The 19,879-nt window shown below is 71.9% G+C and carries 18 protein-coding genes; 10 read left to right on the top strand and 8 right to left on the bottom strand.

The window, feature by feature from the left end; all coding sequences use genetic code 11:
• Positions 1–491 precede the first annotated feature (491 nt).
• Positions 492–821 carry a hypothetical protein gene (locus E1281_RS42050; protein ID WP_243717240.1) on the bottom strand — a complete coding sequence of 110 codons (330 nt, stop codon included), beginning with the start codon at positions 819–821 and terminating at the stop codon, positions 492–494.
• Entirely contained in the window at positions 779–1,033 is a 255-nt protein-coding gene (locus E1281_RS42045; protein WP_243717239.1) for a hypothetical protein, read from the bottom strand. Before E1281_RS42045 ends, E1281_RS42050 begins: the two co-directional genes overlap by 43 nt.
• A 128-nt stretch (positions 1,034–1,161) precedes the next feature.
• Between E1281_RS42045 and E1281_RS42040 the strand changes: the two genes are divergently transcribed.
• On the top strand, positions 1,162–3,090 hold the full coding sequence (locus tag E1281_RS42040) for a hypothetical protein (RefSeq protein ID WP_243717238.1): 1,929 nt from the start codon (positions 1,162–1,164) through the stop codon (positions 3,088–3,090).
• Between the two features lie 9 nt (positions 3,091–3,099).
• Here the strand turns inward: E1281_RS42040 and E1281_RS22115 are convergent, their stop codons facing one another.
• Positions 3,100–4,173, bottom strand: coding sequence for a hypothetical protein (locus E1281_RS22115; protein WP_131881159.1), 1,074 nt, complete (start codon positions 4,171–4,173; stop codon positions 3,100–3,102).
• A 140-nt stretch (positions 4,174–4,313) separates the two neighbouring features.
• A complete protein-coding gene (locus E1281_RS22110) occupies positions 4,314–5,708 on the bottom strand; it encodes a hypothetical protein (RefSeq protein ID WP_165959045.1) in 1,395 nt (464 codons plus the stop codon).
• 588 nt (positions 5,709–6,296) lie between these two features.
• Here E1281_RS22110 and E1281_RS22105 point away from each other — a divergent pair.
• The 3 genes from E1281_RS22105 (at position 6,297) to E1281_RS22095 (ending at position 9,777) form a co-directional block, all read left to right on the top strand.
• Complete coding sequence (locus E1281_RS22105) at positions 6,297–7,547, top strand: MurT ligase domain-containing protein (protein ID WP_131881155.1); 1,251 nt, start codon at positions 6,297–6,299, stop codon at positions 7,545–7,547.
• Positions 7,537–8,247, top strand: coding sequence for a glutamine amidotransferase (locus E1281_RS22100; protein ID WP_131881153.1), 711 nt, complete (start codon positions 7,537–7,539; stop codon positions 8,245–8,247). The genes E1281_RS22105 and E1281_RS22100 overlap by 11 nt, the downstream gene beginning before the upstream one ends.
• A gap of 96 nt (positions 8,248–8,343) precedes the next feature.
• The gene (locus E1281_RS22095) at positions 8,344–9,777 is read left to right on the top strand and encodes a metallophosphoesterase family protein (protein WP_131881151.1); all 1,434 of its coding nucleotides are present in this window, start codon (positions 8,344–8,346) and stop codon (positions 9,775–9,777) included.
• On the opposite strand, the gene E1281_RS22090 is transcribed toward E1281_RS22095, so the two are convergent.
• Entirely contained in the window at positions 9,774–10,844 is a 1,071-nt protein-coding gene (locus E1281_RS22090) for a Gfo/Idh/MocA family oxidoreductase (RefSeq protein WP_243717237.1), read from the bottom strand. The genes E1281_RS22095 and E1281_RS22090 overlap by 4 nt on opposite strands.
• 94 nt (positions 10,845–10,938) lie before the next feature.
• On the opposite strand from E1281_RS22090, the gene E1281_RS22085 reads away from it, so the two are divergent.
• The gene (locus tag E1281_RS22085) at positions 10,939–11,634 is read left to right on the top strand and encodes a hypothetical protein (RefSeq protein WP_131881149.1); all 696 of its coding nucleotides are present in this window, start codon (positions 10,939–10,941) and stop codon (positions 11,632–11,634) included.
• Positions 11,635–11,662: 28 nt separating this feature from the next.
• Here E1281_RS22085 and E1281_RS22080 read toward each other — a convergent pair whose 3' ends face one another.
• Both E1281_RS22080 and E1281_RS22075 read right to left on the bottom strand, forming a co-directional pair.
• Positions 11,663–13,405 carry a GMC family oxidoreductase gene (locus tag E1281_RS22080; protein ID WP_131881148.1) on the bottom strand — a complete coding sequence of 581 codons (1,743 nt, stop codon included), beginning with the start codon at positions 13,403–13,405 and terminating at the stop codon, positions 11,663–11,665.
• On the bottom strand, positions 13,405–14,151 hold the full coding sequence (locus E1281_RS22075; RefSeq protein ID WP_131881146.1) for a gluconate 2-dehydrogenase subunit 3 family protein: 747 nt from the start codon (positions 14,149–14,151) through the stop codon (positions 13,405–13,407). Before E1281_RS22075 ends, E1281_RS22080 begins: the two co-directional genes overlap by 1 nt.
• Positions 14,152–14,212: 61 nt before the next feature.
• Here E1281_RS22075 and E1281_RS22070 point away from each other — a divergent pair, with 61 nt between their 5' ends.
• The 4 genes from E1281_RS22070 (at position 14,213) to E1281_RS22055 (ending at position 18,015) form a co-directional block, all read left to right on the top strand.
• Positions 14,213–14,803 carry a helix-turn-helix domain-containing protein gene (locus tag E1281_RS22070; protein WP_131881144.1) on the top strand — a complete coding sequence of 197 codons (591 nt, stop codon included), beginning with the start codon at positions 14,213–14,215 and terminating at the stop codon, positions 14,801–14,803.
• Between the two features lie 94 nt (positions 14,804–14,897).
• The gene (locus E1281_RS22065; RefSeq protein WP_131881142.1) at positions 14,898–15,782 is read left to right on the top strand and encodes an NAD(P)H-binding protein; all 885 of its coding nucleotides are present in this window, start codon (positions 14,898–14,900) and stop codon (positions 15,780–15,782) included.
• Between the two features lie 102 nt (positions 15,783–15,884).
• Positions 15,885–16,511: a TetR/AcrR family transcriptional regulator gene (locus tag E1281_RS22060; protein WP_165959044.1), complete on the top strand. Its 627-nt coding sequence runs from the start codon at positions 15,885–15,887 to the stop codon at positions 16,509–16,511.
• A 337-nt stretch (positions 16,512–16,848) separates the two neighbouring features.
• The gene (locus E1281_RS22055) at positions 16,849–18,015 is read left to right on the top strand and encodes an acyltransferase family protein (RefSeq protein WP_131881138.1); all 1,167 of its coding nucleotides are present in this window, start codon (positions 16,849–16,851) and stop codon (positions 18,013–18,015) included.
• A gap of 7 nt (positions 18,016–18,022) precedes the next feature.
• Here the strand turns inward: E1281_RS22055 and E1281_RS22050 are convergent, their stop codons facing one another.
• Positions 18,023–19,003 carry a YafY family protein gene (locus tag E1281_RS22050; RefSeq protein ID WP_131881136.1) on the bottom strand — a complete coding sequence of 327 codons (981 nt, stop codon included), beginning with the start codon at positions 19,001–19,003 and terminating at the stop codon, positions 18,023–18,025.
• A gap of 60 nt (positions 19,004–19,063) precedes the next feature.
• On the opposite strand from E1281_RS22050, the gene E1281_RS22045 reads away from it, so the two are divergent.
• On the top strand, positions 19,064–19,633 hold the full coding sequence (locus E1281_RS22045; RefSeq protein ID WP_347813301.1) for a DinB family protein: 570 nt from the start codon (positions 19,064–19,066) through the stop codon (positions 19,631–19,633).
• The last annotated feature ends 246 nt before the right edge of the window (positions 19,634–19,879 follow it).

Genomic DNA, 19,879 nt, shown 5'->3' with positions numbered 1-19,879 from the left:
ATGCTGGGGTGACTCACCCCCCTTCGCCGCCGCCCGGGATGCCGCCGTACCGGAGAGGGGCCGGGCTGCCTCCGGGCACGCCGCCTCCGGGCGGGCCTCCGGTCGGGATGCGGGGCGGCACGGGTGCGCAGGGCGGTGAGGCGACGGCGGAGGGGTTCGCGCTGCCGGGGCCCTGGTATCGGATTCAGGCGATCCCGGCGCCGCAGCGGGGCGCCTCTGCCGAGTGGGATTTCGTGAGCGTGCTGCCCGCCGCGTTGTCGGCGGCGCGGCTTGGGCGGCCGTTCGTTGTGGGGTGGTTGTCGGCCGGTGGTGGGGCGCCGCTGGAGCTGATCACCAATGCGGGGCCTATCGGTGCGCCCGAGGCCGGGGCTGAGTCCTACGGGTTGCTCTTCCCCAGCGGGGCGCGTGGGGTTCCCATCGGGGACGGCTGGTTGCGGGACGCCGAGCGCATGGCGTGGACGCGGTGTCCCGGGCGGCTTGCCCCGCAGGTGTCAGGGGCGGACGCCGGGGCCGGGTTGTTCGAGGCGACGCTGGTCACGTTGATGGAGCGGCCTTTCGGCTGGTTCGTGGTCGCCGATCCGTGCGACGAGCGGCAGATCGAGACCGAGATGCGCGATCTGCATCACGAGCTGCGGATGCTGCGGCGCGGCGAGGATGAGCAGGCGCGGCTGGCGGTGGCCCGCGCCGACCAGCGGCTCGCGGAGCTGGACGCCTTCCGGGAGGCGGGGCTCTGGCAGGTTCGGGTCGTCGCGGGGGCCTCCACGCAGGACGAGTTGAGTCAGATCGCCCCGGTGCTCGTCGGCTCCATGGAGCTTGGCCACCACCCATACCGGCTGCGGTCGGGGCAGGGGAGCGGGTCGTTCGGGGAGATGCTGCGGCCGGGGACGGCGCCCGTCCCGGCGCGGCCGATGGCGGAGTCGGAGCAGCGGTTCCCGTTCGTCGCGACGGCCGGGGCGCTCGCGGCGCTCGCCGGGCTGCCGCGGCGCGAGGTTCCCGGGCTGCGGGTGCTGGACGCCGGGTACTTCGACGTCACGTCCGAGACCGATGGCGCCTCACCTGCGGCGAGAGGCGAGGTTCAGATCGAGCTGGGCGCGATCCTGGACGGGCAGGACCGGCAGGTCGGGCGGCTCACCGTCCCCCCGCTCGACGATCAACCGGCACGTGTTCGTGACGGGCTCGACGGGCGCGGGCAAGTCGCAGACCGTCCGGCACCTGCTGGAGCAGCTGACGCGGGCGGGCATCCCGTGGCTGGCGATCGAGCCCGCGAAGTCGGAGTACGCGGCCATGGCCGGACGCATCCGGGATCTCGGCGGGCCGGTCACGGTGGTGAACCCGTCCGATCCGGGGTCGGTGCCGTTGTCGGTGAACCCCCTCGCGCCCGAGCCCGGTTATCCGGTGCAGGCGCACATCGACATGGTGCGGGCGCTGTTCCAGGCGGCGTTCGACGCCGAGGAGCCGTTTCCGCAGATCATGGCGCAGGCGCTCCAGCGGGTCTATGAGAACAACGGGTGGGACGTCGTGACCGGCGCCGGGGTGCCCGGGTCGCTCATCGAACCCGCCGTTCCGACGTTGGAGCAGCTCCAGAACGCCGCGCTTCAGGTGATCCAGGACGTCGGCTACGGGCGCGAGCTCATGGCCGACGTGCAGGGCTTCGTGGACGTCCGCCTCCGCTCCCTCCGCATCGGCTCGGCCGGACGGTTCTTCGAGGGCGGACACCCGGCCGACATCGGCGGGATGCTCCGCGACAACATCGTCCTCGCCATCGAGGACGTCGCCAACGACGAGGACAAGGCGTTCCTCATGGGGACGCTCATCATCCGCATCGTCGAGCACCTCCGCATGCGCGAACGCCGCCGCGACCGCAGCGACGGCCCCGCGCTGCGGCACGTCATCGTCATCGAGGAGGCGCACCGCCTCCTCCGGAACCGCGGCCCCGAGCGCACCAGCTCGCACGCCGTCGAGCTGTTCGCCGGGATGCTCGCCGAGATCCGCGCGTACGGCGAGGGGATCATCGTCGCCGAGCAGATCCCGACCAAGCTCGTCCCGGACGTGATCAAGAACACGGCGCTGAAGGTCGTGCACCGGCTGCCCGCCTACGACGACCGGCACCAGGTCGGTGCGGCGATGAACCTGGACGCCGAGCAGTCCCGCGAGGTCGTGTCGCTGCGTCCGGGCGTCGCCGCCGTGTTCGCGGACGGCATGGACCGCCCGCTCCGGGTGCGCGTCCCGCTGGGGGAGGGACGCGAGGCGGAGCTGCCCGGTCCGCCGCCGCCCGTGGACGGCCGCCGGTCGGCCGCCTGCGGCTGCGAGTGCCGGTCCGGACGGGCCTGCACCCTCTACGAACTCCGCGAGGCCGACCTCGTCGCCGGCCAGCACGAGTGGGCGTGGCTCCGGCTCTGGGCCGACACCCTCGTGCTCTCCCACGTCGTGAACCGCCCCATGCCCGCCGTGCCGCCCGAGCTGGGCCGCGCCTGGTCCCGGCTGGCGCCCCGGCTCCGCGAGTGCGCGCTGGCGACCGTCCTGGAAAGGGCCGTGACGCGGCGCTCGCGGTCGCTGCGGACCGCCTACCCGCCGTCCGAGCTCACCGCCGCCGTCGCCGCCGTGGCCGGACGCCTCCTCGGCGGCGACGCCCCCGGAACCGCCCCCGGCCCGATCTGGGTCATCCCCCAGGTCAAGTGGCTGCACGAACTCGACCGCCTCTTCCCCTACGGCGACGGCGCCCCCGACAAGCACGCCGCCGCGCCGCCCCTCGACTACCAGCTTCCCGGCCTGAAGCAGCCGCCCGACCCGAAGCTGGGCCACCGCCTGCGCGCCCTGCGCCGCCACCCGCTGTCGATGGAGCTCGAACGCAACCGCCCCATCGCGATCACCGCCCTCTACGGGGACGACGACCAGGCGGGCTTCGACCGGGACCTCACGCTCGTCGCCATCGGATTCGACGAGGACGAACAGGTCGACCACGTCGCCGGGACCATGCGCGTCACCGAATGGCTGGAACCCGTCCTCAGCTGGTACGAACGGTTCGTGGCTCCGTTCGAGGATCCGTCCAAGGGGCTCCCGTTCCCCGGCCGCCCCGGCGACGCGGAGTGACGTGGGGGGTCAGATGTCGCTCTCGGTGCGGGCGGGGAGCCCGGCCTGTGCGGCCACCGGCGCCCAGAGGCCCAAGAACTCGGTCTTGGCGCTGCTCGCGCGCTGGTTGACGTCCGCGACCTCCGCCTCGCTCGGGCAGCCGGGGGCGACGGCCAGGTAGCGCTGGTTCGACTCCGTCGACGCCTCCAGCGCGCGGACGAGGGCGTCCCTCATCTGAGCCCCGTTGTCGAGGGCGCTCACGTCGAGTCCACGGGCCTTCTCCAGTTGGCCCTTGCGCATCTCCAGGACCCGCTGCAGGCCGCTCGGCTCGCAGCCGCCGACCACCACGCCGCCGAGGTCGGAGCGGGTGGTGCCCATGTCCTCCAGCAGGTCGTCCACCGCCCTGGCCTGCCCTTCGAGGTCGCCGCCCGACTCCTGCTCGGTCGCGGGCGCGGTGGTCTCGCCCTGCGCCGACGGCACTTCTCCGCCCGGCTGCGCGGACGTCTCGGACCCGCTCGGCCAGAACACGATCCCGAGGGCCACCCCGAAGAGCAGCACCGCTCCCGCCGCGGCCAGGAAGTACGGCATCCTGCTCTTCTTCTGCGGCGGGGGCGGCTGCCAGATCGCGGGCTCGGCCCACGGCTCGGGGGACAGGTACGTCGTCGTCTCGTCCGACGGCGGCATGGGGGTGGTGTAGTCCGGCGGGAGGCCGGACGGCTGCCGGTTCGCGGGTTCGCCCCACGGTTCCGGGGAGAGCTGCGTCGTCGCCTCGTCCGGCGGCGGCGTGGTGTGGCCGGACGGCGGCCGGTCCGGCGGGGACTCCCACTGGACGGGCCCCTGCGATGACGATCCCCATGACGGAGGCACCGGCCCGGCCCAGGGCGGGGGCACCTGCTCTCCGGAGCCGGGCGCACCGCCCAGCGGTGCACCGGCGGTCGCCCCGCCGCCGTGCGACTCGGGAGTCGTCGTGTCACCCGGTGAGTCGCTGATGGTCGCGTCGTCCGGCGGGTCGTGGACGGTCGCGTCGCCGTGCGGGTCGGGGGCCGTCGCGTCCTCGCCCGGCGGGGTGCTGAGCAGCGCGTTGCAGTGCGTGCACCGTGGCAATGCCGGAGTGGTGTCGCTTCCGCAGCCCGGACACCGCATGAGGCCCCCTACCTCGCGAGGTACAAACGGAGACAAGATACTCCGTCGTCACCGGACGCGGGGTGTCCGTCCCGGCGTCGCAACCGGGTCGTGACCGGCGATCAGACCCGCTTCCAGCTCCGCTGCGGCTGCCCGGTCTTCTTGGCGACCGGGTTCCACAGGACGACGAACTTCTGCTTCGCCGTCGTCGCGCGCCGCTCGATGGCCGCGCGGCCGGGAACCTGCGCCGCCGCCGGACGGGGCTTGCCCCTGCAGTTGCGCTGGTTCTTCTGCGCCCACTTCAGCAGGACCTGGTCGACCTGGAGCGACGCCGTCAGCGCCTGGGCGAGCGATCCGCGCAGGCGCTCGCCGTTCGCGAGCTTGTCGACCTGGAGGTTCCGCGTGCGGCCGAGCTGGTTCTGCCGCCGCTGCGCGACCTTCTGGAACCCCTGGATCGCCTGCGGGAGCGTCTTGCACTTGCCCGCCCGGCCGATCGCACCGGCCAGGACGCTGCGGGTCGCGGCGCTGTCGTCCAGGACCTTGTTCATGACCGCGGCCTGCTGCTTGGTCTCGGCCGGGATCTGGTTCTTCTGCGCGACCTGCGTGTTGGCCGGCGACGGGGACGAGCTGGTGCCGGTGCTGGCGGACGAGCTGTCACCCGACGGCCACACGACGAACACGACGCTCCCGACCGCGATCGTCACCAGCGCGGCGACGGCGGCGAGGAGCGGCTTGCTCGTCCCGCCGCCCGGCTTTCCGCCCTGGGGCGGCGGATAGGCGCCGTAACCGGGACCGCCCGGCCCGCCCATCGGCGCGCCCTGCTCCATCGGCGCGTTCTGCTCCATCGGCACCCCCGGCCCCATCGGCCCTTGGGCCATCGGGGGAGCGCCCATGGGGCCGCCCGGGTCCATGCGCGTCTGGTCGAAGTCGCCGCCGAAGCCCATGGGGGCGGGCATGCCGGGGTTCTGCATCCCCTGGACGGGCGCGATCTGCGTCGCGTCGGTGTCCTGGCCGCCGGGCTTGCGCGGCTGCGCGAACCACGACTCCGGGACGATCGGCTCCCTGCGCTCGGACGGCGGTTCCATCTCGAACACGGTCGGCCTGGGCTCCGCCGCGCCGCCGGGCAGCGCCGGTACGGCACCGAAGCCGCCGGACGCGGGGGCCTGCGGTTCGTCGTCGTCCTCGTCGGGGTTGAACGTCCACGCGGCCGTGGACTCGGGGTCGAAGGCCGGAGACGATCCCTGCGTCGTCGACGAGGGCCCCGGCTCGGACGGCTCGACCGACAGCTGGAGCGGCGGCCGCGCGGACGCCGGAGGCTGCTCGGACAGGTGCGCCTGCCCGGGGACGGGCGTCTGCTCGGGTATGTAGGGCTGCCCGGACGTGGACGCCTGATCGGACATGTACGACTGCGAGAACGCGGGCGGCTGCTCGGACGCGTAGGGCTGACCGGCGGACGCCTGCTCGGACATGGGCGGCTGCGCCGAACCGTACGGCTGCGCCGGCGGCGTCAGGGGCATGCTCGGGGACTCGGGCATGCCCGGCGGCTCGGGCGCCGTCTGGGAAGGCGAGGGCGCGGGCGATGGAGTGCGCATCGCCAGGTTCGGTGCCGGGGAGCCCGCGACGGGAGCCGGCAGCGGAGAGACCGGTCCGACCGAGTACACGTCGATCGGCGCCTCGCAGTGCGAACACGTCCCGAGCGTCCCGGGCGTGTCGTTAGCGCACGTCGGACACTGCATCGCTCAGACCTCGCCTTATAGCCGCTTTGCCCACGCTTGCGTTCGGGTCCGCCGAGTCGGGCGGGCCTCTCCTCCCCGCAAACCAGCAGGGCTCCCGACAAAAGTAGTGGGTGACGCCGTCGTAGGGCGCGTGGATGGCAATCTGGCTCACCGCAGTCGGAGGTCGCACCGAATCACGACAAGTCAGTACAGTCAAGATTTTCCGTACCGGTTTACCTGATCTCCTGTGACTCTTCTCACTCACCGGCCCCACCATCGCGGGGCGGTCGAGACCCCGCCGAAGCGCCCCTGCGAAGATCAGCCCGGAGCGGTGCCTCCAGCGGCTAGGCTCGGAACGGTTTTCCGGCGCATCCAGAGAAGACGGAGTCCATGAGCGATCTTCCGCTGCGTTCGCAGCTGGCCGTCGCGCTCGGTCGTACGGCCGCCAGAATGTCCCGCATGGCGGGCCGCGGAGACGGCTCGGTGATCGGCGGAAAGGTCGGCCTCCGCCTCGATCCCGAGCTGCTGACCAGGCTCGCCAAGGACCGCAAGCTCGTCCTCGTCAGCGCGACCAACGGCAAGACGACGACGACCCGGCTGATCACCTCGGCGATGACGCCGCTGGGGGAGGTCGCCACCAACGCGTTCGGCGCGAACATGCCGACCGGTCACGTGTCCGCCCTCGCCTCGGCGCCCACCGCGCGCTACGGCGTCCTGGAGTGCGACGAGAAGTACGTGCCGATGGTGCTCGCCGAGACGGGCGCCAACCTCGTCGCGCTGATGAACCTCAGCCGCGACCAGATGGACCGCGCCGCCGAGATCTGGCTGCTGGCCGGCAAGTGGCGCCGCGCGCTGGAGGCGTCCCCGCAGAGCCACGTCATCGCGAACTGCGACGACCCGCTCGTCACCTGGGGCGCGTCCACGGCCAAGAGCGTCACGTGGGTCGCCGCGGGCCAGCACTGGCGCGAGGACTCGTGGTGCTGCCCCGAATGCGGCGGCCCCCTCGACCGCCAGGACACCGACGAGGACAGCGACTGGCGCTGCCGCCAGTGCCACTTCGCCCGTCCCCGCCCCGACTGGACGCTGAAGGGCGACACGGTCACGGCCCCGGACGGCCGGACGTACTCGCTCACCGGCCTGTCGCTGCCCGGCCGCGCGAACCGGTCGAACTCGCTGATCGCGCTCGCGGTCGTCGCCCAGTTCGGCGTCCCGCCCGACCAGGCCCTCCCGCTGCTGTCGCAGGTCACGTCCGTCGCCGGCCGCTACACCACGGTCGAGCACGAGGGACGGCAGATCCGGCTGCTGCTGTCGAAGAACCCCGCCGGCTGGCTGGAGGCGTTCGACGTCCTGCAGCCCAAGCCGGGCCCCGTCGCCCTGTCGATCAACGCGCAGGGTCCGGACGGGCGCGACACGTCCTGGCTGTGGGACGTCGACTACCGCATCCTGCAAGGCCGTCCCGTGTGGGTCACCGGCGAGCGCCGCATCGACCTCGCCGCCCGCCTGGAGGCCGCCGAGGTGCCGTTCACCGTCATCGACGACATCGACCAGGCGGTCATGGCCGTCCCGCCGGGGCACCTGGACGTGATCGCCAACTACACCGCCTTCCAGAACATCCGAACGAGGTACGGCCGTGTCGTCTGACCGCATCAAGATCGTCTGGATCTACCCGGACCTCCTCAGCACCTACGGCGACCAGGGCAACACGATCGTCCTGGAGCGCCGCGCGGCCCTGCGCGGCATTCCGACCGAGACCGTGCACCTGCGCTCGGACGAGCCCGTCCCCGCCGACGGCGACATCTACCTGATGGGCGGCGGCGAGGACCGTCCGCAGATCCTCGCCGCGCAGCGCCTCGGCAACGACGGCGGTCTCGCCCGCGCGGTCGAGTCCGGCGCCGTGGTGTTCGGCGTCTGCGCCGGCTACCAGATCCTCGGCCGCGAGTTCGGCGGCGAGGAGGGGCAGCCGCTTCCCGGCCTCGGCCTGCTCGACATCCGCTCCGGGCGCGGCGAGCAGCGCGCGGTCGGCGAGATCGTCGGGGACGTCGCGGGCGAGCTGAACGTCCCCCGCATCACCGGCTTCGAGAACCACCAGGGCATGACCCAGCTCGGCCCGAACGCCCTCCCGTTCGCGAAGGTCGTGCACGGCATCGGCAACGGCGACGGCTTCGAGGGCGCCTACACCGGCCGCGTCCTCGGGACGTACATGCACGGCCCGGCCCTCGTCCGGAACCCCGGGCTGGCCGACCTCCTGCTCCGCTGGGCCACCGGAACCGAGCTGCGACCGCTCGACGACTCCTGGGCGGGACGCCTCCGCGAGGAGCGTCTGAAGGCCGTCGCGGGCTGAGGCGCATCGGTCGCCGGGGGCCCGCCCCCGGCGACCGTTTCATTCGGGTTCGTTTGGGTCTGGCCCTCCGGCCGCGCTGCTGCCACCGTTACGGCCATGATCTGCTGCCGGCCCGGCCGCCGGGCCGTCCTCCGCTGGAGCGCCGTCGTCGCGAGCGCCTCGCTGGTGCCCGCCCTTGACGGCACGTCCGCCCGTGCGGCCGACGGCGTCCGGCCGGTGAACCTGGAGCTGGTCACCGTCACCGAGACGACGGCCGTCCTCACCTGGTACACGGGAATCCCCGGGACGGACGACGGCCTGGGCCGCATGAGGCCCGCCCCGTCCGACGCCGAGGTGGTGTACGGCACGCACCCGTCCCGCCTGACGTCCACGGCCCACGGCCCGTCGGGCACCCCGTACCACTACGTGGAGCTGACCGGCCTGGAACCGGGCCGGACGTATTACTACAAGGCCCGCTCCAGAGGCAGGACGGCCACGCCCACATTCCTGGCCTTCGGCCGATCAGCAGGCACCCCGCATGGCGACGTGTTCGCCTTCACCACCCCGCAGCCACCCGCGGGCCGCCACCTTTTCTCCGTGGCCCTGTGCAACGATCTGCACCTGGGTGAAACGGTCGCCGGACTGGTCGGCCAGCTCCCTTGGATAGAGGGCATCGAGCAACTCCCGGGCCACCCGCCTTATCCCGAGGTAATGGCGAAGGCCCTGACCGCGGACGCCCGCGCCAGAGGCGCTGGATACCTGCTCGCCGCGGGCGACATCACGAGCGAGGCGACCCCCGTCGACCTGGCGAGCGCGAAAGGCATCCTCGACACGTTCGGCACCCTGGGCAGCGACTACCTGGTCGCCCGGGGCAACCACGACCGGGCCCACTCGGGAGATCCCTACGCATCCTGCGCCCCGGGCGAGCACCAGGGGAACGACTGCTTCAAGGACGCCTTCTCGCCCGACGAGACCTACTTCACCCGCGACCTCGGCGGCCTGCGGGTCATCGGCCTGGACACCTACGACAAGCCCGGCGACGGCGGCGACGTGGGCGGCCTGTCGCCGGCCCAGGAAGCCTGGTTCGCGGCCGAACTCAAGAAGGACCCGGACCGCCCGACCCTCGTCTTCGGCCACCACCCCCTCTTCGTGGAGAACGACCCACTCGCCATTACCGGAACCCGCTCCCTCGACGCGGGCCAATCCCTGAGAATCCTCGCGGCCTACAACAGATCTCCCGGCGTCTTCCTCCACCATGCGGGCCACACCCACCGGAACCAGCGCTCGGTGTTCCCCCTGGCGCCCCGGGTCGTCCAGCAGGAAATTGGCGCGGTCAAGGAATACCCGGGCGGCTTCACCCTTCTGCGCGTCCACACCGGCGGCTACGCCCTCAACTTCTACAAGACCCGCGGCGACGAGGCCCGCGCCTGGAGCGAACGCAGCCGCCAAGAACTCGCCGGCCAATGGCCCCAACTCTCCTTCGGCAACCGCCACACCGACCGCAACTCGGTCGCCGCCCACGACTTCTCCGGCCTCACACCGTCGAGCTAGCCCCGGACGTCCGGTACCCGGACGGGACGTGACCCTTCGTCGAGGGACGTGGCTCCGGCCACCCCGACCAGCGTCGCCGCCACGGCGGGCCGCACCGGCACGAGCGGCGGCTCGCCCCTCTCCACCGTCGCCCGGAACCCTTCCAGCAGCAGGACATCGCCTTCGGCCCCTCGCTCCACGGTCTTTCCGCCGACACGCAGCGGGGGTGGGGTGCGCTCCTCCTCCCGGAGGGCGCCGTCCGCTTGCGTCCAGCCCTCTGCCTGGAACCGCACCGACCATGAACGCTGTGCCGGTCCCCGCGCGGACTCCGCCAGGGCCTTCGTCCCGCGCGCCGACACCCAGCTCCAGTGGCTGCCCGGCTCGCCCTGCAGGAACCCGTGCCGCGTGATGGCGAGTGCGCCGCTGGACAGCCGGACCACCAGGGCGACCGCCGCGCGCGGCTCGGCCTCGTCCACGCTGAAGGCCGACACCTCCACCGGCCACGCCCCGGTCAGCGCCAGCGCCGGTGAGAGCGTGTGGGTGCAGTAGGCGGTCGCGGCGATGCGTCCGCGCCAGTGCGCGGGGTCCCCGGTCAGCGCGGTGACCTGCTCGGGTGACATGCCGTGCAGATAGTCGGCCTCCACCAGGGTGATCCGGCCCAGCTCGCCGCCGTCTGCGGCCTGCCGGATCAGCCGGACGTGGGGGTGGAGGACGTAGTTCTCGGCGAACGAGTAGCTCGCGGAGGAACGCTCCACCGCCTCGATCAACCGGCGCCCTTCCGCTTCGTCCCTGCACGCCGCCGCCTCCGACAGGATGTGGACGCCGCGCTCCAGGAACGCGATCGCGAGCGGCGCGTGCTCGTCGAAGTCGTTGGCCAGGACGACCCCGTCAAGCCGCTGCTCCAGCAGTTCCCGCCAATCGTCCGTGATCACCGCTCCCGGCAGCAGCTCCCGTGCTTCGGCATGCCGCCCGGCGTCACGGTCGCACGCGGCCACCACGTCCATGCCCAGCCGTCCGCACCACGCGGCCAGATACAGCCCTCGCTTCAGTCCCACCACACCGACCCGCATGACCAGATCCTCGCGCATCCAGCGGGCGGTCTTCCGTGACCGCCGCGCGTCGCCGGTGAATGCGATAGCTTCCCCTCTCGGGCATCCGTCGGGAAGGGACACACGGGGACGTATGGGATTCAATCTTCAGGGTCTGCTCACCGTGGACGTGGAGGCGCTCGCCCTGTACGAGCGGCTGCTGCCGGGCGGCTCCGCCTGGGCCGTCCCCGTGTCCGGCGAGGGGCTGCCGGACGCCTGGGTGCTGCCCGAGCCGATGCATCTGACCGACGGGCTCGGTGACGCCGTCGCCCTTCCCGGCGACTGGTTCGACGACGCGGCCGACGCGGACTGGCAGGCCGCCGCGGGCGTGCCCGGCGACACGGCTCCGCTGTCCTCCCTGGACCTGACCGACCTGCGGTTCGCCTCCCTGTTCAGCCTGGCCGCCCCGGCAGGCGTGGTGTATCTGGGGGACACCACGTTCGGCGGGGTCCTGGACACCGAGTACGCGGCGGTCTGCGTGGCCGGGCGGCTGCGCGCCGCGTCCGGGATCGACCATGGAAAGCCCGGACGCGAGGACTCCGGTACGGCCTTCGTCCTCCGCGACGGGGCCTACACCGCGGTGCCGTCCGACTCGGTCAGCCCGATCGCGGACTGCGCGGCCGTCCTCGACCCGCGGTACCGCGGCGCCTTCCTGTTCGACGGCTACCTGCCGCGCTCGATCCGCCCGAACGCGTCGCGGCCGCCCCGCGAGGCCCATGCCGAGCCGCCCAAGATGGACGACGCGGTCGTGGCGGAATGGTCCCGCTTCTTCCCCTTCCTCCGCGGCTGACGATCCGCCTCGGCTCCGGCCGGCGACCTCAGACGAGGGGGCCGGGGGACGTGCGGTACCGGTTCACGATGCCGTCGGCGGCGCGGTAGGCGAGCGCGCAGACCGTGCCGGTCGGGTTGTAGCCGGCGTTCTGCGGGAAGGCCGACGCGCCGACGACGAACACGTTGGGGTAGTCCCACATCTGCAGGTAGCTGTTGACGGCCGAGTCCCGCGGGTCGGCGCCCATGATGACGCCGCCCGTGTTGTGCGTCGACTGGTAGGACGCGCTGTCGTAATGCTCCGGCAGCATGCCCATGGCCAGGGTGAAGTCCGCGCCCATCGCCTTGACCACCTCCTTGAGCTTCGTGCCGAGGAAATCGACCATGGCTCTCTCGTTGCGGCGCCAGTCGAAGGTGATGCGCAGCAGCGGCAGCCCGTAGGCGTCCCGGTAGGTCGGGTCGAGGTCCAGGAAGTGGTCGCGGTAGGCGGGGCTTTCGCCCTGAGCCCCGATGACCAGCGAATGCGCGTAGTACCGGCGGATCGCCCGCTTCCACTCCGGGCCCCAGGCGGGCGTGTCCGGTGGGGTGAGCAGGCCGGTGACCGGCAGCGCGGGCAGCGCGTACTTCACCAGCCCGCCGCCGAGGAAGCCGAGGCCGGTGTGGTCGAAGTTGTCGCCGTTGAGGTCGTCGAAGGCGACCGTGCCGCCGCACGCGCTCATGTACGGCTTGAAGTCCTTGTCCCTGAAGTACGCCAGCCCGCCCGCGCCGTCCGCCTGGTAGCAGTAGTTCCTGCCGATGACGCCGGTCCCGGTGGCGGGGTCGTAGGGCTCGCCCATCCTGGACAGCAGGAGCAGCCGGCAGTTGTTGAGCGTGTACGCGGTGAGCAGGACGATGTCCGCGGGCTGCTCCTGGAGGCGGCCGGCGGCGTCGAGGTAGCGCACCCCGGTGGCGCGCGTGCCGTCGTGCAGGATCTCGACCACGGTCGCGTGCGTGCGCAACTCGAACCGGCCGGTGCGCATCGCCTCGGGGATGACGGTCACGGTGGGGTCGGACTTCGCCCCGACCCGGCAGCCGAAATGCCCGGTGAAGCCGCAGTAGGTGCAGGACTCCCGGGTGATGCCGGCCGGGTTGGTGTACCGCTGGGACAGCGCGGCCGCCGGACCGGGGAACGGGTGGTATCCGAGATCGTCGGCCGCCTTGCGGAGGATCGACCCGGCATGGCTCTCGATCAGCGGCGGGACGGGGTAGTCACGCGCGCGGGGACCCTCGAACGGGTTGCCTCCGGGCACCTTCCGGCCCCGGATGTTGCCCGCCTTGCCCGCGATCCCGGCCATGTACTCGAACCGGTCGTAGTAGGGCTCCAGCTCGTCGTAAGCGATCCCCCAGTCCTGGATGGACATCTCGGCGGGGACTGCCTTCTTGCCGTAACGCCGCACCGTCCTGCTGCGGATCTCGAAGTCGCGCGGGCTGAACCGCCAGGTCTGCCCGGCCCACGAGACACCGGATCCGCCGACCCCGCTCCCGGGGGCGAACGACCCGATGCGGCGGATCGGCAGCGCGCGCTCGCGCATGTTGTGGCGGAGCGTCCAGGTCTCGACCGAGGCGTCCTGCGCGAGTTCCTTGTCGACCTGGTACCGCAGCTCGTCGTGGCCGTGCTGGAAGTTCTCCCGTCCGCGCGGCCCGCCGCGTTCCAGGCCGACGACCGACATGCCCGCCTTGGTCAGCTCGGCGGCGAGGATTCCGCCCGTCCAACCGACACCGACGCAGACCGCGTCCACCTTGGGCAAAGCCATTACCGCACACCTTTCGGAACGACGTGATAGGGCAGATGCCATTTGCCGATGTGCTCGGCGTACGGTTCGCCGTAGGCGGAGGGGTCGCCGGGGAATGCCACCCATTTCCAACCGACCATTCCGCGGTTGCCGCCGTGCATCGGGTCGGAGAACAGGCCCTCGTGGACGTTCGCCAGGAACATCGCGAAGAACGACGCGGACGTGAACCCGGCCTCCCCGTCGGCGAGGCCCAGGTCGATCTCGCCGCCTTCCAGTGCGGTCAGCACCGCGTCCTGCTTCGCCGCGGCCAGCTTGTCGAACGTCCTGCCCCGGTAGGACGCGCGGCAGTGGGCGGCGAGCGTGCGCAGTGCCCGCCGGTAGACCTCCCGCGGCGTGAGCGGCAGCTGGTAGCCGTGCCCGCCGTGGCCCGGCTCGGTGAACGGGCCCCGCAGGTACAGCCGCTCGCCGCGGCCCCACCCGCCGGCGAGCCGTCCGTCGATGTAGTGCATCACCCCGGCGTCGCGGGCGCCGGGACCGCTCGCGTCCGCGGGGAAGACGCGCTCCGCCATGGCCTCGACCGCGGCGGCCTCCGCGTCGGTGAAGAACCGCAGCGGCGGCGCCGGGCTCCGGTACGCTGACGCGGGCGTGGCGCGGACCCCGTCCGCCGCCGCCAGCCCGCCGGCGGCCACACCGCCGGCTCCGCCGGCGAGTACCGCGCGGCGGGTCGGTCCACGCCGCGCGGTGCCGTCCTTGTCGTGTCGTGTCATGCAAGGCAGCGTGCCGAGGCGGGCGGATGCCTGTCAGTGGGGCTAGCCCTAGTATCGGAACATGTCTTCCGAGAATGTTTCTTCCGATACCCCTGGCAACGCGGACCCGCGCAGGCTGCGGGCGCTGGCGCATCCGGTGCGCCTTGACCTGCTGTACCTGCTCGAACGGGAAGGGGTGCTGACCGCCGGCCGCGCCGCGGAGCTGCTGGGGCTCACGCCGAAGGTGTGCTCGTACCACCTGAACCAGCTGGGCGCCTATGGCGTGATCGAGGAGACCGGCGAGGGGAAGGGGCGCTCCCGGCCGTGGCGCCTGGCCGTCAGCGAAATCTCCTACGTCCACGAGCCGGACGAGGAGCCGGCCCTGGCGCGGGCGGACGACGCGTTCGCCAAGGCGACCCTGGCCAGGGACGCGCGGGTGATCGAGACCTTCGTCGACGGACGGCACGGGCTCCCTCCGACCTGGCGCAACGTCTCGACGTTGTCCAGCAACCCGCTGCGGCTCACCCCGCGGCAGCTCCGCGAGCTGGGGGACGAGCTGACCCGGGTGGTGGACCGCTTCCGGGCCGCGAGCCGGGAACCGGCCGCAGGCGCGCACCCGGTGCACACCGCCCTGTACGCCGTACCGACGGACCTGGCGGACCTCGCCGACTGACGGGCACTCTCCGTGAGGCGTGCGCGAAAGCGGTCATGAACTGGCCGCTTCGGTTCGTAGCGTGCGGTGAGACCGAGACGAGGGGGTTACCAGGATGAGCATCGTCGTCACCACTCCGACCGGGAACGTCGGATCTCGCGTGGTCCGGTTGCTGCTCCAGGCCGGCGTCCGGCCGCGGGTACTGGTCCGGAACCCGGCGCGGCTGGACGAGGCGACCCGGGAGCGCGCCGACGTGTGGCGCGGCGACCTGACCGACGCCGCGTTCGTGCGCAAAGCGGTACAAGGCATGCGGACGGTCTTCTGGGTCGACCCCACCCCGCACACGGCCGAGAACCCGATCGAGACGTCGGAGCGGACGGCGTCCGGCGTGGTCGATGCCGCGCGGGCCGGGGACGTCGCCCGGGTCGTGCTGCTGAGCAGCGGCGGCGCCGAGAAGCGCGGCGGGGCGGGGCACATCGACGGACTGGCCCGGATCGAGGAGCGGCTCGACGCCACCGGGGCCGACACGCTGCACCTGCGCTGCGGCTACTTCTTCACCAACCTGCTGATGGATCTGGACGGCCTGGCCGGCGGCGTGCTGACCACGTCGGCCCGGCCGGACGCGCCCATGCCGTGGGTCGATCCGCGCGACATCGGTGACATCGCCGCCGCGCGGCTGCTGAACGACGGGTGGAGGGGACGTGTGGTGCAGGCCGTCCACGGGCCCGAGGACCTCACTTACCAGGGGGTCGCGGAGATCCTCACCGGGGCGCTCGGCCGGCCGGTCCGGCTTCAGGTCGTCAGCGACGACGATGTCCGTGCCGCGCTGCGGGCCGCCGGGCTGGCCCCCGGCGCGGTGGAGGGCATCGTCGGCATGACCGCCGGGACGCGCGACCTGGCCCCGGAGCCGCCGCGCGACCTGCTGACCACCACCCCGACGACGCTCGCCGCCTGGGCCTACGCCCACCTGCGCCCGCTGCTCGCCGAGGCCGCGGGGTGATCGCGCGCATTTGCCGCGGTAGGGGTTAAAGTTTGCTCTGTTTTGACTGCAATGACGGTTTTAATTGTGCCCTGTTTGTCGGTTTGTGCATATCGTGTCGGGATGCCGAACTTCATCTCGCATCAGCAGGTCATTGACGGAGCCACCAGGCTGTTCGGAGAGCTCGGCTATGACGGAACCTCCCTGCGCCTCATCGCCGACGCACTGGGGGTCGGTCCTGCGACGGTCATCGAGGTCGCCGGGGACAAGCACGCGCTCTACATCGAGGTCATGCGGCAGGCGTACGAGGCGGAGCGGACGATGCTGGAAGAGGTCGTGGCGCAGGCCGGTCCCGGGCGTTCGGCCGTCCACGACATCGTCGACGCCTATCTGGACTTCCACGTCGCGCGCCCGCAGAACCGCTCGCTGTGGGCGCACCGGTCGGTCTCCGACGCGGCCGACATCTCCGAGCTTGAGGACCACTACGTCCGGCCCCTGTTCAAGCTCGTCGCCCGCAGGATCAAGGACTTGGTGCCCCCGGACGTCGACACCTACTACCTGCTCGGGACCATGGTCTGGTGCGTGCACGGTTTCCTCGGTTCGGGGCTGTTCGACCGTTCCCAGGGGATGAGGAGGGCCGACGACCCGGCGGCGGTCACGTCCTTCCGGGCCCACCTTCACGTGTTGATGGATCGTCTGCTCGTGCCGGAGGTGCCGAGCCCCAGGACGCATGTGACGTCCCCCACGTAGCGCCCTCCCCTGGGACTGGGGCCCCAGGTCACGCCTGGCCCACCGTCCTGCCAGACTGGTGTGACACCTGGGACGAACGAGCCTAGGGTGCGGAGTTGGGCGAGCACGGGACTTCGCAGTGACGCCGAGCATGGCCCCGCCCCCCGGGCCGACTCCCACGGCCGCGCGGTGCAGCCCGCGTCGAGACCTCGGTGACCGAAAGGGAAGCGCGACGAGAGCAGGCTCCTTGAGGACCGGCCGGTAGTTCGGGCCGGGTACCGCGGATGCCGTCGTGCGGCACCGTGATCGAAGTACCGCTAAAGCACCCCCCGGATGGGCGGATCGAACCCGGAGTTCCATGGGACGCGACGTCAAACGTGCAGTACCGTCGGAGATCGCAGAGAAGCAGAAGCTCCGAGATCCATTCTTCGACAACGCCCGGTTCCTCGCGGTGGTCCTGGTCGTCATCGGCCACACGGTGACCCTGTTCCCGCCGAACGACGCGACGCACCCGGCGGTGCTGCTGCTCCAGACCTTCCGCATGCCGCTGCTGATCATCATCACCGGCCATCTGGCGCGGAACTTCACCCTCAACGACGAGAAGGTGCGCGGGCTGGTCACCAAGCTCGCCCTGCCGTACCTGACCTTCGAACTGCTCTACGCCACCGCCGCCTGGCTCAGCGGCACGGCCGCCTTCAACCTGCAGATCCTTCTGCCGACCTACCTCATGTGGTTCCTGATGTCGGTGATCATATGGCGGCTGACCGTGCCTTTCTGGCGAAACGTCCGGTGGCCTTTGGCGATCGCCGTGGCGCTCAGCATCATCTCCTACACCCAGCCGATGCCCCATGAACTGACGCTCCGGCGCCTGTTCTCCCTGCTCCCGTTCTTCGTGCTGGGAGTGTGCCTTCAGCGGAAGCACTTCACGTTCCTGAGGAAGCCCGCAATGCCCGCCGTCGGCATCCTCGTATTGGCCGCCGCCATCAGCTTCTACTACACCGGCGGGCGTTACGTCCCCGAGTCCTGGACCTACTGGGACCGGGGCTACGAATGGCTGGGCGTCAGGACGTTCCCGGGGGTGTTCATCCACGCGGGCATGCTCCTCCTGGCCACGGTCCTCGCCGCCGCCGTCCTGACGCTGGTCCCCGGCAGGCGGACCTGGTTCACCGCGTTCGGCACCAGGACCATGTACGCCTACCTGCTGCACGGCCTCGGCGTCATGACGCTGATCTACATCGGTGTGCACGAGACCACCTTCGTCCAGACCGTTCCAGGTGTCCTGGTCAGCGCCGTCCTCGCCGCCGGGGCGGCTGTCCTGCTGTGCACCCCGCCGGTCGTCAAGGTCACCAGATGGTTGATCGAACCCAAGGCGAACTGGCTCTTTCGCCCCGCCGCCCGAGCCGCCGGAACCTCGCGGGCACGACCGGCCGCGAGAACCGAGCCGGACGACGTCATCCCGCACCTTGGCGAGAGCGTCGCGGAGCCACCCGAGGCCGACCGCCGATCACCGGTTCGAGCCGTCTGAACTTCCCCTACCCGGCCGGCCCGAGGTCGGCGCGGGCGAAGCGCGACCCCCACTCGCGGATCTGCTCCAGTAGCTCGGGCGGCTCCAGGACGTGGAAGTCGGCGCGGCAGACACCGAGGGCCATGACGGGCCAGTCCAGGGAGTCGGCGGTCATGTACACATGGCAGTGTTCGGCGTCGACCTCCTCGACCTTGCTCCACCGCCCGATCCGCTCGCGGGTGATCGTGGCCGGCGCGTCCACCAGAACCTTCACCCGGTGCGGTCGGAACTGGCCGAACAGGCCGTCCAGGCTCGCGCGGACGAACTCGGCGGCGTCGGCGGCGGGCAGCTCGCGGGGCCGGAACCGGTGTCCGGTGGCGGCGGGGTCGCTGAGCCGGTCGACCCGGAACGTGCGCCAGTCGTGCCGGATGAGGTCGTACGCGACGAGGTACCAGCGGCGGCCGAGCGGCACGAGCCGGTGCGGTTCGACGTCCCGCTCGGACGCGTCGCCGCTCGCGGCGGTGTAGCGGAAGCGGAGCCGTTCGTCGTCCCGGCAGGCCAGCGCGATCACCGTGAGGGCGCCGGGGTCCACGTCCATCCCGGCGCGGCCTCCCCAGGCGCCGGGCACCGTCATCGCTCCCAGCGCCTCCACCTGGCGCCGCAGCCGCGCGGGCATCACCCGCACCAGCTTGGCCAGCACCCGCACCGACGACTCGGCGACGCCCTCCACCGCCTCCTTCGCCGCCGCCTGTAGACCCACGGCGAGCGCGACCGCCTCCTCGTCGTCGATCACGAGCGGCGGCAGGGCCGCGCCCGCGGCGAGCTGGTAGCCGCCGTCGACGCCGCGCGTCGCCTCGACCGGGTAGCCGAGTTCGCGCAGCCGGTCGATGTCCCGGCGCAGCGTGCGGACGGAGACGTCCAGCCTGTCGGCCAGCTCGGTGCCGGGCCAGTACCGGTGGGTCTGGAGCAACGACAGCAAACGCAGCGTCCGGGAACTCGTGTTAGCCATGTCCTCATTCTCCCCGCGATTCAGGTCAGAAAGTGGCCGCTACCGTCCCTACCGTGGTGGTTGAACGACGGAAACGAACACGAACCGGAGGCGGACGCCATGACCGTGAGCGAGCAGACCACCCTGACCGGCGAGCGCGCCGACCTGCTGGAGATGCTGACCAAGCACCGGCACTTCCTGCGCTTCACCACCCGCGACCTCACCGACGAGCAGGCCGGGATGCGGACCACGGCGAGCGAGCTGTGCCTGGGCGGCCTCGTCAAGCACGTCACCTCGGTCGAGCGGAACTGGGCGAACTTCATCCTGGAGGGCCCGTCCGCCATGGGCGACTTCGACGCCATGACCGAGGAGGACTTCGCCCAGCGCGACGCCGAGTTCCGCATGCTCCCAGGCGACACGCTGGCCGGGGTACTGGCCGACTACGCGGAGGTGGCTGGCCGCACGGACGAACTGGTCGCCTCCCTGCCCGACCTCGACGCCGTCCAGCCGCTGCCGAAGGCCCCGTGGTTCCAGGACACGCACTGGTCGGCCCGCCGGGTACTGATGCACGTCGTCGCCGAGACCGCCCAGCACGCCGGCCACGCCGACATCATCCGCGAGTCCCTGGACGGCGCGAAGTCCATGGGCTGACCCGCGCGGCACCCCGGATCGGCCGGCGGCGGCGCCGGCCGATCCTGTTCCACGTCCGCCATGCGGAGGCGACCCGCATCGGGCATTCGACCGGACGCCTGCGGATAACCTCGAAACGCGCACCGGTGCAAGGTGCCAGCGCCCACCCTCGCCGTGCCGGATGCTCAGGGCGGGGGAGGTGCGGCGTGGCTCGTCCAAGGCCACGACCGCTTTGAACAGGTCCTAGACGCCGGCCGGGGCCGGGGC

The sequence above is a fragment of the Actinomadura sp. KC345 genome, assembly GCF_004348515.1.
Classification (GTDB): domain Bacteria; phylum Actinomycetota; class Actinomycetes; order Streptosporangiales; family Streptosporangiaceae; genus Spirillospora.
The sequence above is the reverse complement of the archived record's forward strand: the minus strand, read 5'-3'. Positions and strand labels throughout refer to the sequence as shown.

Excerpts from the sequence above, each read along its gene's own strand:
- E1281_RS22110 (WP_165959045.1), bottom strand. The coding sequence starts at position 5,708 with ATGCCCCTGACGCCGCCGGCGCAGCCGTACGGTTCGGCGCAGCCGCCC.
- E1281_RS22105 (WP_131881155.1), top strand. The coding sequence starts at position 6,297 with ATGAGCGATCTTCCGCTGCGTTCGCAGCTGGCCGTCGCGCTCGGTCGT.
- E1281_RS22095 (WP_131881151.1), top strand. The coding sequence starts at position 8,344 with ATGATCTGCTGCCGGCCCGGCCGCCGGGCCGTCCTCCGCTGGAGCGCC.
- E1281_RS22090 (WP_243717237.1), bottom strand. The coding sequence starts at position 10,844 with ATGCGCGAGGATCTGGTCATGCGGGTCGGTGTGGTGGGACTGAAGCGA.
- E1281_RS22085 (WP_131881149.1), top strand. The coding sequence starts at position 10,939 with ATGGGATTCAATCTTCAGGGTCTGCTCACCGTGGACGTGGAGGCGCTC.
- E1281_RS22080 (WP_131881148.1), bottom strand. The coding sequence starts at position 13,405 with ATGGCTTTGCCCAAGGTGGACGCGGTCTGCGTCGGTGTCGGTTGGACG.
- E1281_RS22075 (WP_131881146.1), bottom strand. The coding sequence starts at position 14,151 with ATGACACGACACGACAAGGACGGCACCGCGCGGCGTGGACCGACCCGC.
- E1281_RS22070 (WP_131881144.1), top strand. The coding sequence starts at position 14,213 with ATGTCTTCCGAGAATGTTTCTTCCGATACCCCTGGCAACGCGGACCCG.
- E1281_RS22065 (WP_131881142.1), top strand. The coding sequence starts at position 14,898 with ATGAGCATCGTCGTCACCACTCCGACCGGGAACGTCGGATCTCGCGTG.
- E1281_RS22060 (WP_165959044.1), top strand. The coding sequence starts at position 15,885 with ATGCCGAACTTCATCTCGCATCAGCAGGTCATTGACGGAGCCACCAGG.
- E1281_RS22055 (WP_131881138.1), top strand. The coding sequence starts at position 16,849 with ATGGGACGCGACGTCAAACGTGCAGTACCGTCGGAGATCGCAGAGAAG.
- E1281_RS22050 (WP_131881136.1), bottom strand. The coding sequence starts at position 19,003 with ATGGCTAACACGAGTTCCCGGACGCTGCGTTTGCTGTCGTTGCTCCAG.